General features: G+C 68.4%; 10 protein-coding genes. 9 read left to right on the forward strand and 1 reads right to left on the reverse strand.

Going from position 1 to position 16,176, the window contains the following annotated elements:
* The first annotated feature begins 26 nt into the window (after positions 1 to 26).
* Genes H7F53_RS02315 through H7F53_RS02330 form a run of 4 tightly spaced genes read left to right on the forward strand, consistent with a single transcriptional unit; the run spans position 27 to position 7,143 of the window.
* Positions 27 to 1,541, forward strand: a complete 1,515-nt coding sequence (locus H7F53_RS02315) for a tryptophan 7-halogenase (protein WP_185677875.1) — start codon at positions 27 to 29, stop codon at positions 1,539 to 1,541.
* A gap of 51 nt (positions 1,542 to 1,592) precedes the next feature.
* A complete protein-coding gene (locus tag H7F53_RS02320; RefSeq protein WP_185677876.1) occupies positions 1,593 to 3,422 on the forward strand; it encodes an alpha-amylase family glycosyl hydrolase in 1,830 nt (609 codons plus the stop codon).
* Between the two features lie 32 nt (positions 3,423 to 3,454).
* Positions 3,455 to 5,092, forward strand: a complete 1,638-nt coding sequence (locus H7F53_RS02325) for an alpha-amylase family glycosyl hydrolase (protein ID WP_185677877.1) — start codon at positions 3,455 to 3,457, stop codon at positions 5,090 to 5,092.
* Between the two features lie 38 nt (positions 5,093 to 5,130).
* A complete protein-coding gene (locus H7F53_RS02330) occupies positions 5,131 to 7,143 on the forward strand; it encodes a glycoside hydrolase family 97 protein (RefSeq protein WP_246438463.1) in 2,013 nt (670 codons plus the stop codon).
* Between the two features lie 173 nt (positions 7,144 to 7,316).
* On the opposite strand, the gene H7F53_RS02335 is transcribed toward H7F53_RS02330, so the two are convergent.
* Positions 7,317 to 8,723 carry an HlyD family type I secretion periplasmic adaptor subunit gene (locus tag H7F53_RS02335; RefSeq protein ID WP_185677878.1) on the reverse strand — a complete coding sequence of 469 codons (1,407 nt, stop codon included), beginning with the start codon at positions 8,721 to 8,723 and terminating at the stop codon, positions 7,317 to 7,319.
* A gap of 156 nt (positions 8,724 to 8,879) precedes the next feature.
* Here H7F53_RS02335 and H7F53_RS02340 point away from each other — a divergent pair, with 156 nt between their 5' ends.
* From H7F53_RS02340 to H7F53_RS02360, 5 genes are all read left to right on the forward strand, one after another.
* On the forward strand, positions 8,880 to 11,120 hold the full coding sequence (locus tag H7F53_RS02340; RefSeq protein WP_185677879.1) for an ATP-binding cassette domain-containing protein: 2,241 nt from the start codon (positions 8,880 to 8,882) through the stop codon (positions 11,118 to 11,120).
* Between the two features lie 33 nt (positions 11,121 to 11,153).
* Positions 11,154 to 11,924: a hypothetical protein gene (locus H7F53_RS02345; RefSeq protein WP_185677880.1), complete on the forward strand. Its 771-nt coding sequence runs from the start codon at positions 11,154 to 11,156 to the stop codon at positions 11,922 to 11,924.
* Between the two features lie 29 nt (positions 11,925 to 11,953).
* The gene (locus tag H7F53_RS02350; RefSeq protein ID WP_185677881.1) at positions 11,954 to 13,639 is read left to right on the forward strand and encodes a coiled-coil domain-containing protein; all 1,686 of its coding nucleotides are present in this window, start codon (positions 11,954 to 11,956) and stop codon (positions 13,637 to 13,639) included.
* Complete coding sequence (locus tag H7F53_RS02355; protein WP_185677882.1) at positions 13,639 to 13,992, forward strand: PilZ domain-containing protein; 354 nt, start codon at positions 13,639 to 13,641, stop codon at positions 13,990 to 13,992. The genes H7F53_RS02350 and H7F53_RS02355 overlap by 1 nt, the downstream gene beginning before the upstream one ends.
* A gap of 257 nt (positions 13,993 to 14,249) precedes the next feature.
* Positions 14,250 to 16,103 carry a TolC family outer membrane protein gene (locus H7F53_RS02360; protein WP_185677883.1) on the forward strand — a complete coding sequence of 618 codons (1,854 nt, stop codon included), beginning with the start codon at positions 14,250 to 14,252 and terminating at the stop codon, positions 16,101 to 16,103.
* Positions 16,104 to 16,176 lie beyond the last annotated feature (73 nt).

Below are 16,176 nucleotides of genomic sequence, written 5' to 3' on the forward strand. Positions count from 1 at the left end.
GCCGGTCCTGTTTCGGGAGAGTCACAGTGGATGATCGGCGCATCCGCGATGTCGTGGTGGTCGGTGGCGGAACCGCGGGCTGGATGGCTGCGGCGGCGCTGTCGGCAACGATGGGCGATCAGCTGCGCATCCGGCTGGTCGAAAGCGAGGACATCGGTACAGTCGGCGTCGGCGAGGCGACTATTCCCGCCATCCGCCTGTTCAACGGCCTGTGCGGGATCGACGAGGATGCCTTCGTCAAGGCCACCCAGGGCAGCTTCAAGCTGGGAATCGAGTTCCAGAACTGGGGCCGGGTGGGCGACAGTTACATGCACGCCTTCGGTCAGATCGGGCAGAGCCTGGATCTGATCGAGTTCTGGCAATACTGGCTGCGCGGGCGCCAGGAAGGGGTGGCCGCTCCGCTGGGGCATTATTCCTTCAACGAGACGGTGGGGCGGGCAGGGCGCTTCGCCCGGATCGGCCGTATTCCCAACACCGAGCTGGACGGCATCAGCTATGCCTTCCACTTCGATGCCTCGCTCTACGCCGCCTTCCTGCGCGGCCTGGCCGAGCGCAACGGCGTGGTGCGGACCGAGGGGCGCATTCGCCATGTCCGGCTCGATTCGCAGATCGGGCACGTCGCCGCGGTCGAGCTGGAGAGCGGCGAGAGCGTGTCCGGTGAACTGTTCATCGACTGTTCGGGCTTCCGCGGGCTGCTGATCGAGCAGGCCCTGGAGACCGGCTATGTCGACTGGACCCACTGGCTGCCCTGCGACCGGGCGATCGCCGTGCCAACGGCCAATGTCGGGCCGCTGCGGCCCTATACCCAGTCGATCGCCCATGCCGCGGGCTGGCAGTGGCGCATCCCCCTGCAGCACCGCACCGGCAACGGCCATGTCTTCTGCAGCGCATTCATGGACGAGGCCGAGGCGCGGCGGGTGCTGCTCGACACAGTCGAGGGCGAGCCGCTGGCCGAACCGCGCACGATCCACTTCCGCGCCGGCATGCGGCGCAAGGCCTGGAACCGCAACGTGATCGCGCTGGGGCTTTCCTCGGGCTTTCTGGAGCCACTGGAATCGACCTCGATCCACCTGGTCCAGAACGGCATCGCCCGATTGCTCTCGCACTTCCCCGACCGCAACTTTGCCCCGGCTAACATCGACGCTTACAACCGCCGGATCGCCTACGATTACGAGCGGATCCGCGATTTCATCATTCTCCACTATCATGCCAACCAGCGCGACGAGCCGTTCTGGCAATCCGTGCGCGAGATGGCCGTGCCGGGCAGCCTACTGGACAAGATCGACCTGTTCCGGGCGACCGGGCGCGTCTTCCGCGAGCAGGAGGAACTGTTCACCGAGGTCGGCTGGTTCCAGGTCCTGATCGGGCAGAACATCGTCCCCGAGACCTACCATCCGCTCGCCGATGCGCTGACCCGCGATGAGCTGGCGGGCTTCCTCAAGGATATCCGGACGATCGTGTCCGCCCCCGTGAGCCGGCTGCCGACCCACGAGGAATTCATCGCGCATCAGTGCGCTGCCGTGCTGGGCCGCGCCGCCTAGGGTTGCGCGGCCTCTATCGGGCGCGCGTTTGTGTTTCAGGGAACCGGTTCAATGCTACGTCTGCTTCTTTCCGCCGCCGTTGCGCTGGTGCTGCCCACGCCCATGGGGCGACCCGCAGCGGCACAGACCGCTCCTGCACCGGCGGATTTCCGCGCCCGTCCACCCGAGTCCGAGGTGATCTACTTCGTGCTCCCCGACCGGTTCGAGAACGGCGATCCCGCCAACGATCGCGGCGGGCTCTCGGGCGATCGGCTGAGCACCGGGTTCGATCCGACCGACAAGGCCTTCTACCATGGCGGCGATCTCAAGGGCCTGACCGCGCGGCTCGACTACATCCAGGGCCTGGGCGCCACCGCGCTGTGGGTCGGGCCGATCTTCAAGAACAAGCCGGTGCAGGGGCCTCCGGGCCAGGAATCGGCCGGTTACCATGGCTACTGGATCACCGATTTCACCCAGGTCGATCCGCATTTCGGCAGCAATGCCGAGTTTCGCGCCCTGGTCGAGGCGGCCCATGCCCGCGGCATGAAGGTCTACATGGACATCGTGGTGAACCACACCGCCGACGTGATCCACTATGCCGAGGTGCCGGCCGGCAGTCCGCCCTATCGCGACAAGGCGGCCTTTCCCTTCTCGCGCCGCGGCGGGCTCGCCGGTCCGGCGATCAATCCCGGCTTTGCCGGCGACGCCGATCCGGCCCCGGCCAACTGGGCCAAGCTGACCGATCCCTCCTTCGCCTATACCCCCGTGGTCGATCCAGCCGAGGCGCGGATCAAGGTGCCGGCCTGGCTCAACGAGCCGCGCTTCTATCACAATCGCGGCGACAGCACCTGGCAGGGCGAGAGCGCGCAGTACGGCGACTTCTCGGGGCTGGACGATCTGGCCACCGAGGATCCGCGGGTCGTGGCCGGGTTCATCGCCATCTTCGGCCGGTGGATCGACGAGTTCGCGGTCGACGGCTTCCGCATCGATACGGCCAAGCACGTCGATCCGGCCTTCTGGCGGGCCTTCGTGCCGGCCATGCAGGCCCGGGCACGGGCACGCGGCCTGCCCAACTTCCACATCTTCGGTGAGGTGGCGACAGGCGAGTACGATCCCGCCCTCCTGGCCGGCTGGACGCGCAACGCCGGCCTGCCCGCGGTGCTCGATTTCGCCTTCCAGCATGCGATCGTGGCCGCCCTGTCGGGCAAGGGCAACGGTGAGCTGGCCCGGCTGTACGACGACGACGCGCTCTATGCCGGCGGCGCGGCGGCCGCCTTGCGCCTGCCGACCTTCGTCAGCAACCACGATGGCGGGCGCCTGCCCGCGCTGCTGCGACAGGCCGCGCCGGGTCTGGGCGACGATGATCTGCTGGCGCGGCAGCGGCTGGGCCATGCCATGCTGCTGACGCTGCGCGGTGTGCCGGTGATCTATGCCGGCGACGAACAGGGCATGGTCGGGCGGGGCGGCGATCAGCTGTCCCGGCAGGACATGTTCGCCTCGCGGGTGGCGCTCTACAATGCCGATCCGCTGCTGGGCACGCGCAGGACCACGGCCACGGCCAGCTTCGACCCGGCTCACCCGCTCTACCGCGAATGGGCAGAGCTGGCCCGGTTGCGGCGGCGCACGCCGGCGCTGCAGGCCGGGCGCACCGTGGTGCGGGCGGGCGGTGACCGCCCCGGGCTGTTCGCGGTGTCGCGGTTCGACCCCGGCACCGGCCGCGAGGTGGTGCTCGCCTTCAACACGGCGACCGCCGCGGTCTCCGCGCCGATCGAGGTGGCCGTCGCCAGCACCGGCTTCGCCAGCCTGGCCGGCACCTGCCCGACGGCGCCCACCGCGCCCGGCACGCTCACCCTGACGCTGCCCGCGCTGGGCTATGCGATCTGCCGGGCCGCAGGCCAATAGTCCCTATTCAACAGAGCGTTGTGCGCGAAACCATGAACGAATTCTCCCCTCTCAGCCCCGCGCCCACGCCATCCGGCACCACCGCCTGGTGGCGTGGTGCGGCGATCTATCAGATCTATCCGCGTTCCTTCCGGGATTCGAACGGGGACGGCATTGGCGACTTGCCAGGCATCACCGCCGGGCTCGACCACATCGCCGCACTCGGCGTCGATGCGATCTGGATCTCGCCGTTCTTCACCTCGCCGATGAGGGATTTCGGCTACGACGTGGCCGATTACTGCGATGTCGACCCGATCTTCGGCACCCTGGCCGATTTCGACGCGCTGGTCGCCCGCGCCCATGCGCTCGGACTGCGGGTGATCGTCGATCAGGTCTATGCCCATACGTCGGATCGCCACCCCTGGTTCAGCGAGAGCCGGGCCGACCGGACCAATCCGCGGGCCGACTGGTACGTCTGGGCCGATCCGAAGCCCGATGGTACCCCGCCGTGCAACTGGCAGTCGGTGTTCGGCGGTCCGGCCTGGACCTGGGATGCGCGGCGCGGCCAGTATTACCTGCACAACTTCCTGGCGCAGCAACCCCAGCTCAATGGCCACAATCCGGCGGTCCAGCAGGCCCTGCTCGAGGTCGCGCGGTTCTGGCTCGAGCGCGGGGTCGATGGTTTCCGCATCGATGCCCTCAACTTCGCGATGCACGACCCGGCGCTGCGCGACAACCCGCCTGCGCCGGCCAGCGGGCAGGTGCGGACCCGCCCGTTCGACTTCCAGCGGCGGCTCTACAACCAGTCGCATCCCGACATCGTCGGCTTCATCGAACGGTTGCGCGCCTTGCACGATCGCTATCCGGGCACCTTCTCGGTGGCGGAGGTCGGGGGCGAGGACGCCGAGCGCGAGATGAAGCTGTTCACCGCCGGCCCGCGTCGGCTGGACAGCGCCTATGGTTTCGATTTTCTCTATGCCGAGCGGTTGACCCCGGCACTCATTTCCGCCGCGCTCGAGGCGTGGCCCGACGACGCCGGGACCGGCTGGCCCAGCTGGGCCTTCGAGAACCATGACGCACCCCGCGCTCTGTCGCGGTGGTGCGCCCCGGCCGAGCGTGAGGCCTTCGCCCGGCTGAAGGCGCTGGTCCTGATCGCCCTGCGCGGCAACATCATCCTCTACCAGGGCGAGGAACTCGGGCTGGTGCAGGACGAGATTCCGTTCGATCTGCTGCAGGACCCCGAGGCAATCGCCAACTGGCCGCTGACCCTGTCGCGCGATGGCGTGCGGACCCCGCTGCCGTGGATCGCCCAGGCCGAGCACGGGGGCTTTACCGAGGGAACGCCGTGGCTGCCATTGGGCGCCGAGAATCTCGCGCGGGCGATCGACCGGCAAACGGCGGATCCCGCCTCATTGCTCGCCTTCACCCGGAAGGCGCTGGCCCTGCGCCGGGCCCATCCCGCCCTGCGCCATGGCCGCTGCGAGGTGGTCCTGGCCGATGCGCAGCGCCTGGTGCTCCGCCGCCAGGCGGAAGCACAATCGATTGTTGCCGTGTTCAACCTTTCTGCGGTAACGGTCGACTGGCCCGGCCGGGAGCTTGGCACGGGAGAGATAGTGTTCGCCGCCAACGGGGCGGTACCGGGGCACCTGCCACCCTTTGGCGCCCTGCTGCTCAGGGAGACCGCATCGTGACGCTTCGCCTGTTCAGGTCGCTGCTGGCCTTTCTCTGCCTGCTGCTGTTGCCGCCTGCGGCTGCGGTGGCACAGGCCCCTGTCGTCACCGCGACCTCGCCCGATGGGGCGCTGGTGCTGACCGTGACCACCGATCAGGACGCGCGGGCAGTCTGGTCGCTGACCCGGCAGGGCAAGCCGCTGATCGGTACGTCGGGGCTGGGCTTCATCCTCACCGACGGCCTCAACATGGTGCGCGGGTGGACCCTGCTGGGCAGCGAAACCGCAGCTGTCGACCAGACCTGGGAGCAGCCTTGGGGCGAGCGGCGTTTCGTGCGCGACCACCACCGTGAACTGCTGGTCCGTTTCCGCCAGGCCGACAACCAGGGCGGCCGGCTGATGAACGTGCGGTTCCGGCTGTTCGATGACGGCATCGGCTTCCGCTACGAACTGCCGCTGCAACCGGGGCTGCAGACCGCCCGCATTGCGGACGAACTGAGCGAGTTCGCCATTGTGCCCAGGGGCACGGCGTGGTGGGTCACCGGGCTGGAGTGGAACCGCGAGGAGCAGGTCTATCAGCGCAGCCCGATCGACGCTGTGGCCACGGCACAAACGCCGCTGACCATGCGTCTGGACGACGGCACCCATCTGGCTTTCCATGAGGCTGCGCTGGTCGATTATGCCGGGATGTACCTCAAGCGGATCGAGGGGCAGACCTTCCGCAGCACCCTGGCGCCGTCCTCGCAGGGGGCGCGGGTGGTGCGCGAGCTGCCCTTTGCCACGCCCTGGCGCACCGTGCGGATCGCCGGGAATGCGGCTGGACTGGTGGAGAGCGATCTGGAGCTGAACCTCAACGAACCCAACCGCATCGGCGATGTCAGCTGGTTCAAGCCGATGAAGTACATCGGCATCTGGTGGGGCATGATCCGCGGTGACTGGACCTGGGCGGAAGGCCCCCGGCACGGTGCCACCACCGAGCGGGCCAAGGCCTACATCGACTTTGCCGCCCGCAACGGCTTCGGCGGCCTGCTGATCGAGGGGTGGAACAAGGGCTGGAACGGCGACTGGCTCGGCCACGGCGATGCATTCCGTTTCTTCGAGGCGACGCCGGACTTCGACCTCAAGGCGGTGACCGACTATGCCCGCCAGAAGGGCGTGCAGCTGATCGGACATCATGAGACCGGCGGCGACATCGCCAACTACGAAGCCCAGCTCGAGGCGGCGATGGCGCTGTATCAGGCGCGCGGGGTCCCGGCGGTCAAGACCGGCTACGTCGCCCATATCGGCGGGATCGTCGCCCCGGGAGAGCGGCCCGGCGAGACGCGGATGGAGTATCACGAGGGCCAGCGGATGGTGCAGCACCACCTCAAGGTGGTGGAAACCGCGGCGCGCTACCGCATCGCGGTCAATCCGCACGAACCGGTCAAGGATACCGGGCTGCGCCGCACCTGGCCCAACTGGGTGGCGCGCGAAGGCGCACGCGGGATGGAGTACAACGCCTGGGGACAGTTCGCCAACGGGCCGGACCATGAGCCGACCCTGGTCTATACCCGGATGCTGTCTGGCCCGATGGACTTCACGCCCGGCGTGCTCAGCCTCGAAGGGCACGACCACGCGCCGCTCGCCTCGACGCTGGCCAAGCAGCTCGGGCTCTATCTGGCGCTCTACTCGCCGATCCAGATGGCGGCCGACTTCATCGAGAACCTCGCCGCCCATCCGCGCGAGCTGGCCTTCATCCGCCAGGTCCCGGCCGACTGGGCGGAAAGCCACCTGATCGCCGGCGAGGTTGGCGACTATGCGATCTTCGCCCGCAAGGATCGCCGCAGCGCCGACTGGTACGTCGGCGGGGTCAACGATGCCACGGCGCGAACGGTGGACCTGGCGCTCGATGTCCTCGAGGCCGGCAAGACCTACACCGCGACGATCTACAAGGACGGGGAAGGGGCAACCTATCTCACCGATGCGCGGCATCGCATCGCCTATGAGACGCGCACGGTGCGTAAGGGCGACCGCATCGCGGTGGCACTGGCTCCCGGGGGCGGCGTGGCGATCCGGCTGGCGCCGACCCGCTAGCCGGCCGGAGCGTCGGGACGACGCCGTCGCCCTGGGCCCGCCGCGCCACCGGCGGCGGCCATAAAGTTATTTAAAACATATATTTATACGGACATGACAACAAGGAACTGAAGCTTGGTGTCCGACCGCCAGCCACGATCGGGCTGGCCGGTCGTTCAGGCCCCACCCCGGGGCTATTCGCGGAAGGCCTCGTCCTTGATCCGGATCAGCGGCCCGAGGATGTAGTTGAGGATGGTCTGATCGCCCGAGCGGATCGCCACCTCGCCGGTCATGCCCGGCACGACGGGCTTGCCCGGGCCGAAGCTGGTAGTCGCCGCCTTCAGCCGCACGCGGTAGTAGAGCCCGCCGCGCGGGTCCTGGATCGCGTCCGGCGAAATCTCAACCACTTTCGCATCAAGTGCACCATATACAGTTGAATCATAGGCAGAAATCTTGACCTTGGCTGGCAATCCCGGCCAGATGTCGCCGCGGTCCTTGGGGGCGACGCGGGCCTCGATCGTGACGGTGTTGGCAATCGGGACGATTTCCGCCACCGGCTCGCCGCCCCGGATCACCCCGCCCAGGGTCTGGACGTTGAGCCGGTTTATGATCCCGTCGACCGGGGCGCGGATCTCCTCGCGGGTCACCCGGTCGGCCACGGCGGTATACTGTTCGTCGGCCTTGGCCAGATCGAGCCGCAACGCGGCGGCCTGGGCCTTGGCCTGCTCCATCATCCGGGTCCAGATCTCGCCCCGTCGCGCGGCGCTTTCGCTGACCCCGGCGGAGGACTGGGGAATCTGGTTCTCGACATCGGCAATGCGGGTGCGCAGCGACAGCAGCGCGGCGCGCTTGTCGAGCACTTCGCGTTCGGAGATCGCCTCCTCGGCATAGGCACGCTCGAGCTTGCCGAGCTGATCCATGGCGAGGCGTTCCTCGCTGCGCAGGTTGCCGAGCCGTGCGCGCAGCAGGCTCACCTCGGCCACGCGGGCACGGGCCTGTTCGTTGATGATCCCGGTCTGCTGCATGCGCTGGGCGCGGCGGGAGTTGAACAGCGCCACCTCGCTGGCGGCGATGTCCGGGGCCTGCCGCGCGAGCTCCTCGGGCGGCATGAAGGTCAGCGAGCCGGCGATCTCGGCTTCGAGCCGGGCCAGCATGATGCGCTTGGCGACCACGTCGGTCCGCGCGTTCTCCATCGCCGCGCCGGTGTAGGCGTTGGCGATCCGCAGCATTACCTGGCCCTTGAACACGCGCTGGCCTTCCTGGACGAGGATCTCCTTCACGATCCCGCCTTCAAGGTGCTGGACCAGCTGGTTCTGGGTGGACGGGATGACCTTGCCGGTACCGCGGGTGACCTTGTCGACCGTGAAGATCGCCGCCCAGGCGATCAGCAGGGCGAAGACGATCGCCAGCAGCCGGGTCAGCCGGGCCGGATGCTCCAGCGCCGGGCGGCCGCTCCACGGCGTCATCGCCCCGATCGGGTTGCTCGGCAGCGGCATGGCCCCGGCCAGCGCGGCGCTCGCTTCACCGGGGTGCAGGTCCTCGAGCAGGCTGGCACCGCCGAACTTGCGGATGATGGCGTCACGTAGGCGCGGGAAATCCATGTGCGAAATCCAATTGTCTGGGCCTGATTTACCCGCCGTTATCCATGATCATCGTTAGCAGGTTCTTAAGAGGATCTGCCTAGACAGGGTTTACGGCACGTTTCCCATGATGGTGCCATTAAACGTCCCGAACACCGGGGGTAATGGATGGTACGCATGCAATTGGCCGAGGCCGGACGTCAAAGTCTGCTCGGCCATCTCCTCGACAAGGCGCGCTCGCGCGGCGCCGCAGCCCGGCCGGACGACAGCGTTCCGGCCCTGTGCGCGCCGTTGCCGATGCTCGACGCCCTGGTGCTGCTGAGCGGCGCACGGGGAATTGCGACCAGCGCCGGCCAGCTGGCGGTGGCCCTGCCGGCCACCGAGGGCAACCTGTCTCCCCGTTTCGCCCCCCTCGCGCTCGCGCGCGTCGGCCTGGAGGCGCAATGGCGCCCGCTGGGCCGCAAGCAACCCGAAACCGCCGATCTGCCGCTGCTGGCGCCGCTGGCGACCGGCGGGGCGGTCCTGATCCAGCGGGTCGCCGCGGACGGCGCCGTGACCGTCCGCGACGCTGACGGCGACCGGGTGCTGTCGTGGTCATTGCTGCAACCGCTGCTTGCCGGCGAGGCTCTTCACACCGGGCCGCTCGATCCGGTCAACGGCGCGACCCAGGGCCAGCAGCGCGAGCTGATCCGCCGCAACCCCCGGCTCTGGCTGCTGGCCGCCTATTTCGGCGAGCGCCGCGTGATGAGCCGCATGCTGCTGGCGGCCGCACTGCTCAACCTCTGCGCGCTGACCATTCCCCTCTACATGCGCGCGATCTACGACCGGGTGATCCCCAACCTGGCCATCGAGAGCCTCTGGGCCCTGTCGGCCGGGGCCGTGGTGGTGCTGGTGTTCGAACTCCTGCTCAAGAAGCTCAAGAACGCCTTCGTCGACGGCGTTGGGGCCCAGGTCGGGCAGGCGGTCCAGCATCGCGCGGTCACCTCGGTGCTGCGCGCGCGAGAACAGTCGAGCCACCAGGGTTTCGGCGCCATGCTCACCGCGCTGCGCGATATCGAGGCGCTGACCCTGCTGATCCCCCAGGGCATTGCCACTTTCCTGATCGACCTGCCTTTCACCGTCCTGTTCTTCTGCCTGATCGGCGCGATCGGCGGGCTCACCGTGCTGGGGCCGGTGGTCGGCGCGATCGGTCTGCTCGGGTTCGGCGCGGTCGCCAACTTCGCCCTGCGCCTCGCCAGCCGCCGCACCAGCAAGCTCGTCCAGGCGCGCAGCGACCTGATCGGCGAGATGACCGAGGGCTGGAGCACGATCAAGGCCAACGGCGCCGAGGGCCTGTTCGAGGGTCGCTGGGACGTGATCTCGGACCATCTCGCGCAGGGCAACCGACAGGTCCGCCACTGGAACGAACTGCCGGCGTCCATTTCCGGGCTGCTGATGCAGCTGGTTACGGTGATGGTCGTGATCATCAGCGTGTTTCAGATCAAGGCCGGCGTGATGACCACCGGGGCGCTCATTGCGGTGGTCATGCTGACCAGCCGGGCGATGGTGCCGATCGCCGCGACGGTGTCGATCGTTGCCCGGCTCTACCAGAGCGGACCGCAGTTCGCCTCGCTCGCGGCGATCCTCCAGGCCGAACCCGAGCGCGACACCAGCGATCCGGCGATCAGCCAGGGCCGCATCCGCGGCGAGATCCGCGCCGCCGGCCTGAGCTATACTTTCAAGGGGGCGGCCGAGCCGAGCCTGCGCGACATCGCGTTCCGCATCGAGCCGGGCGAGAAGATCGCCCTGATCGGCAAGTCCGGTTCGGGCAAGTCCACCCTGCTGCGGGCGATCGCCGGGCTCCTGCCCGACAAGGACGGCACGCTGACCGTGGACGGCCATGCCATCGAACGCTTCGCCGTGCCCCACCTGCGCCAGAACATCGTGTTCAGCGCGCAGGACGCGACCATTTTTGACGGATCGCTGTGGCACAACATCCTGCTCGGCATGGCCGAGCCGGACGAGGCCGTGGTCGACCGCGCGATCCGCTGCTCGGGGCTCGACAGCTTCGTCGCCCGCACGGTGGAGGGCTACATGCGCAAGGCCGGGCCACGCGGCGCCGCGCTCTCGGGCGGGCAGCGCCAGTCGCTGCTGCTGGCCCGGGCGCTGATCCGCAATCCGGCGGTGCTGCTGCTCGACGAGCCGACCGCCTCGCTTGACGTGTCCAGCGAGCTCAACGTGATCAAGGGGCTGCGCGAAGCCAGCCGCGACTGCACGCTGGTGGTCGCGACGCACCGGCTGGCCCTGCTCGACCTGGTCGACCGGGTCATCTGGCTCGACGAGGGACGGATCATCGCCGACCGGCCCAAGGCCGAGGTCCTGGCCAAGCTGGCCGGCCAGAGCGCCGCGGCGCAGTCCAACCCGCGGGCCGCCGCATGACCGCGCGGCTCGCCATCCTGATCCGGCGCCGGCTTGCTGCCCGCGCCATTTGCCTGGGAGATGCACGTGGCAGGGGCTAGCGCCGACGGCGAAGTCAACCACTGGCCGGCCTTCGTGGACGTGCTCACCACCGTCATCATGGTGGTGACCTTCCTGCTCGTCATCATGAGCGCGGCCGTCATGCAGCTGTCGCAGCGGGTGATCCAGAACTTCAAGCAGCAGATCATCGCCGAGCAACAGCGCAAGGCGCAGGGTGCGAGCGGCGGCAAGATCACCGCGGGCGCGTCGGAGGGCCAGCAGAACAATCGGCTTCAATCACCTGCTGAAGCAGAATCAGGAACTTCGGTGTCCGAATTGGGAGCGATTCTCAAATCAGAAACCGTGACCAACGGGGTCGATCGGCTGACCATTCGCACCCGCGACACGAAAGACACGCTGGCCCTGCAGATCAAGGCGGTGGAGCAGCCGGACGCGAGCAAGGGGGTCGAGGTCAAGACTGCCGACACCCTGCTCAAGATCGGCTTCGCCCCGACGGCGACGACCTATGACGACGAGAACTCGGGCAAGGTCATCGGCTTCCTGCGCGGCAAGGTGACCCCCGGAACCAAGTACGAGATCTGGGCCTTCACGCCGCAGACGCGCTCGGTCACCGAGGCGCAGCGGCTGGGCTTCTACCGCGCGGCGATGACCCGCAACCTGCTGATCAAGGCAGGGATCGCGCCCGCCGACATTCTGACCCAGGTCCGCGTGACCGATCCCAAGGCGGCAGACGGACACATGGTCCGCGTCGTGATCAAACCCTGACCGCATTGGAGCCCTGACGGGAAAAGGCCATGGAAAAGAAGATCAGGACAGAGCTCTACAAGATGAGCGGCATCATGGTGGTGCTGTTCGGTCTGGGCATCTATGCGCACGAGTTCGTCATTGCCGGCGTCATGGCCAAGATGGCGCTCAACCTGTCGATCTTCGCCCTGTTTGGCGTGGCTGCGACGATCGCCTTCCGCCATGTCCTGTCGCTGCGCAACGAGGTCGTCGCGCTGAACGCGCTGCAGGTGGACTATGGCGCCCGCTCGAAGCGGCCCAAGGATCCTTTCGCCAAGCCGGCCGTGGTGTTCCACGAACCCGAACTGCTGGGTCAGGGCTACCGGCTGATCACCGAGGAACTGGGCAAGCAGGACGACCTGCAGATCAGCAACAGCACGGTCCAGACGCTGCTTCACGATGTTGACCAGCGCATCAACGACCGCAAATCGACCACGCTCTACTTCTCCGGCCTGATGGTGTTCCTCGGCCTGCTCGGGGCCTTCATGGGCCTGATGAAGACGGTCCACTCGGTGTCCGATCTGATCGGCGCCATGGACGTCTCGGGCAAGGGCGGCACCGACAGCTTCGGCAAGATGATCGAAGGCATGAAGGCCCCGCTGAACGGCATGTCGGTGGGCTTCAGCTCGTCGCTGTTCGGCCTGATGACCTCGATGGTGCTGGGCGCGCTCGAGCGCTGCTCGACCTCGGCGATGAAGGCTCTGCGCAACGAGTTCGAGCACTGGCTGTCGAACATGGCGGCGCTGGAGAGCACGCAGAGCGAGACCGCCGGGCAGGCCCGTCCCTCGGCGGAGTTCGCGGCGGTGCGCAAGGTGCTGGAAGCCGGCGCGGCCGAGCTGACCGAGTTGCGCGGCGCGGTGATCGACAATGCCCGCGGGGCGGCGCAAACCCGGGCTGACCTCGATCGCCTGACTGAAGCGGTCAGCGGCCTGACCCGCGCGGTGCAGCAGCTGTCCGATCCGTCGCCGATGCTCCAGCCGATCTCGCTGGCCGTGGCCGACCTGGCCCGCAACCAGATGGACATGCTGAGCCAGTTCCGTGCGCTCTACACCGAGGCGGCGACCGACCGGGCGCAGATCCGCAGCACGCTCAACGCGCTGGGCTCGCTGGTCGAGCGCACGTCGATGCTCGACGGGGCAGAACTCCACCGCCAGCTCGATCGCATGATCGTGCTCCAGGGCGAACTGGTCGAAACCACCCCTGCCGCGCTGGAAGCGCTCCAAGCGGCTCCCGCGCAGGCTGCCGCGGCACCGCGGAACGGACTGTTCGGCTGGTTCGGCGGGCGGGGCGAGGGCGGCGGCAAGCCGCTGCGCGAGGCTCGGGCGCTGCGGCGCGAACTGCGCGATTCGCTTGCGGCAAACCGCCGCGTGCTGCGCCAGGTGGGGCAGGGGATCGAGCAGCGGCTGGAGCGGCTCGAGGCCAACACGCTGGAAGAACAGGACATCGTCGCGCGGCTCGAGGCCAAGGCCAGCGACCATCAGGCTGCGCTGGAGAGCCTGGCCGCCACGCTCGAGGCGCCGCAAGACGTCCCGGTGATCGATGGAGCGCGGCCCTACACCGGTGCCCGCGCGGCCATGCTGAGCCTGCGCCAGCGGCTTGGCGCCGCCTTCGATGGCCGCGATGCGCCGCGCGCCACGGCCGCCGACCGGCCGCCGGCCGAACGCCGCACCGGCACCACCGGCATGGGAGACCTGTGATGAGCCTTTCCCCCTTCGGCCTGTTCCGTCGCAAGCAGGCATTCTCGCGCTCGGCGACCCGCCATTCCTGCCAGATCGATTGCGAACTGGTCCTGACCGACAGCATGGCGGCCTATGATGGCCGGCTGATCGACATCTCGACCGGCGGAGCCATGTTCCGGCCGCGCCTGGCCTACCTGATGAACCGCCGCAACGAGCCGGTCGAGCTGCGCCTCGACGGCTTCTCGGTGCTTGGCGAGATCGTCGCCACCGTGCCGGCCGGCTTCGGCATCCGGTTCGAACATGAGATCGACGAGCAGAGCCTGCTGGCCTTGCTGGCCCGCCACGCTGATCCTGCCCGGCGCGCCGCCTAAGCGGTTGCCGCAAGGGGGGGCGTGCTGGTGCACCGCCCGCCCGACCCGGCCGCCAGCGGTGTTAGCGGTTTGCTAACCAATTTCCCTTACTCCTGAACAAGAGTTCGAGGCGACCGGGTGGTTGCGCCTTGGTGGGATCGCCGCGCGGCATTGCGGGGCGCCTGGCTAGGCAAAAGTACCTGAAGCGATCTTGGCCCGCATTTAAGGCGGCTGGGTCAGATGGTGTGGCGCCTGTTAACCACGTTCGGGAGGCCACTGTGAACCGTTTCCTCAGCGCACTGCGATCAAGCGCGGCCTTGCTCGCGATGGGCGCGGCGGCAGCCGGGTTCCCGGTCCTGGCCGAGAGTCTGCGGCTGGAATATGCGCTGACCGCAACCCTGCCCGAGCCTGCCATCGCCACCGTGCTGAAGAACGCGATCATGGGCCCGCTTCCCGATGGCTCATCGCTCGCCTCGCTCTATGCTCCGGCGCCGCGCGGCGTGCATCTCGTCGAAGCCGCCCCCCAGCCGGTGCCCGTGCCGATCGTGAGCCAGGCCGAGGCCGTGGCCCTTGCGGCCGAGCTCCCGCCGGTCGTGCCCGGTGCGGACAAGGCTTCGCCCGCAGCTGCCCCTGCCGTCGCACCCGCGACGATGCCGGCGTCGGCTCCCACGCCGGTCCCGGCCGAATCCACGTCGATCCCGTCGTCGTCCACTGCCTCCGTTCCCCCGCCATCCGCTCCTCAGGGGGGCATGGCCGCGGCCGATCCGCCCTCGGCGGCGGCGCCGATGCCGCCCCCGGTCTCCAATCCCACGCTGGCCGCGGCGATGGCCGAGGTCGATCGCCCGACAGTTCCCGAGCCCCCGGTCGGGGCGACGGAATCGCTCCGCGACGCGATCGTCGCCGCGCTGAAGGACAACCCGGACATCCAGATCGCGCTCGCCCGTCAGGACGATGCGCGATACGGCGTTGATGAAGCCCGCGCGGGCTACCTGCCGCACCTCGACCTGCAGGCCGGCTGGGGACGCGAGACGGTGCGCAACGGCAGCCAGGCCCGGACCGGCGCCTTCCGCACGGAGGCGACTGTCACGCTGAGCCAGAACGTCTGGGACTTCGGCGTCACGATCAACGACATCAAGCGCGCGCGCGCCAGCTATCGCTCGGCGCAGTGGGCCACGCGCGAGCGGATCGAGGGCATCTCCTACGACATCACCACCGCCTATCTCGGCGTGCTTGGCCAGCAGCAGCTGATGGCCCTGACCGAGCAGGAGATCGCCGCGACCAAGCGGATCCTGCGCATCGTCACGGTGCAGAAGGAACTGGGCCTGACCACGCCGGCCGACGTCGGTCGTGCGCAGACCCGGCTCGAGAACGTCCAGTCGCTGTTGCTCGACCGGCGCAGCCAGCTGGAGCAGGCGCGCAATGCCTATCGGCGGCTGACCAACCACCTGCCGGCCCGCGTGGTCGATCTGCCGCCGGCCGGGACGACCCTGCCGGAAAGCGCCGATGCGGCGGTTTCGCTGATGGATACGCACAGCCCGCGGCTGGCTCAGGCCGTGCAGGATCGCCGTTCGCTCGACAAGCAGTACGACAGCCAGACCGGGTCGGTGTTCTTCCCGCGCATCGGCGTGATGGTCCAGGGCAACTACCGCGAGGACGTGATGGGCCTGACCGGCCGCGGCAACGATGCCCGGGCGATGGTGACGCTGTCCTACAAGCTGTTCAACGGCGGGGCCGACCTGGCGGTCCGTCGCCGCATCGGCGCGCGCCTGCGCGAGGCGGACTACGAGCTCGACCGTCGCCGCCGCGAGGTCGAGCAGGATATCCGGATCGACTACGAAGCCCTGCGTGCCGCACGCGAGAAGATCGCGACAATCGACGCCGAGATCGAATCCGCCACCCGGGTGGCAGAGCTTTACCGGCAGCAGTTCCGCGAAGGCCGCCGCACCGTGTTCGATCTGCTGGATTCGCAGCAGTTGCTGTTCGCGGCCCAGGCCAACCGGGTCAACAACGCCATTGCCATGCGCGCCGCCGAGTACCGGGTGCTGCAGAAGCTGGGCGGCCTGTTCGATCTGGTCAGCGGGGGCGAGGCCCTGCCGCCGTTGGTGGTTTCGGCCCCCGGCGCGGAAGATTGACGAAGCATGAAGACCGCACCCGGTAACCTGCCCAGAGGCGCGCGACCGGTCGTTAACGGCACTTGGGGTAATC

Origin of the sequence: Novosphingobium piscinae, from assembly GCF_014230355.1 — a bacterium.
Classification (GTDB): Bacteria; Pseudomonadota; Alphaproteobacteria; order Sphingomonadales; family Sphingomonadaceae; genus Novosphingobium; species Novosphingobium piscinae.

Coding starts and splice junctions, on each gene's coding strand:
- H7F53_RS02320 (WP_185677876.1), top strand. CDS start 1,593: ATGCTACGTCTGCTTCTTTCCGCCGCCGTTGCGCTGGTGCTGCCCACG.
- H7F53_RS02325 (WP_185677877.1), top strand. CDS start 3,455: ATGAACGAATTCTCCCCTCTCAGCCCCGCGCCCACGCCATCCGGCACC.
- H7F53_RS02335 (WP_185677878.1), bottom strand. CDS start 8,723: ATGGATTTCCCGCGCCTACGTGACGCCATCATCCGCAAGTTCGGCGGT.
- H7F53_RS02340 (WP_185677879.1), top strand. CDS start 8,880: ATGCAATTGGCCGAGGCCGGACGTCAAAGTCTGCTCGGCCATCTCCTC.
- H7F53_RS02350 (WP_185677881.1), top strand. CDS start 11,954: ATGGAAAAGAAGATCAGGACAGAGCTCTACAAGATGAGCGGCATCATG.
- H7F53_RS02355 (WP_185677882.1), top strand. CDS start 13,639: ATGAGCCTTTCCCCCTTCGGCCTGTTCCGTCGCAAGCAGGCATTCTCG.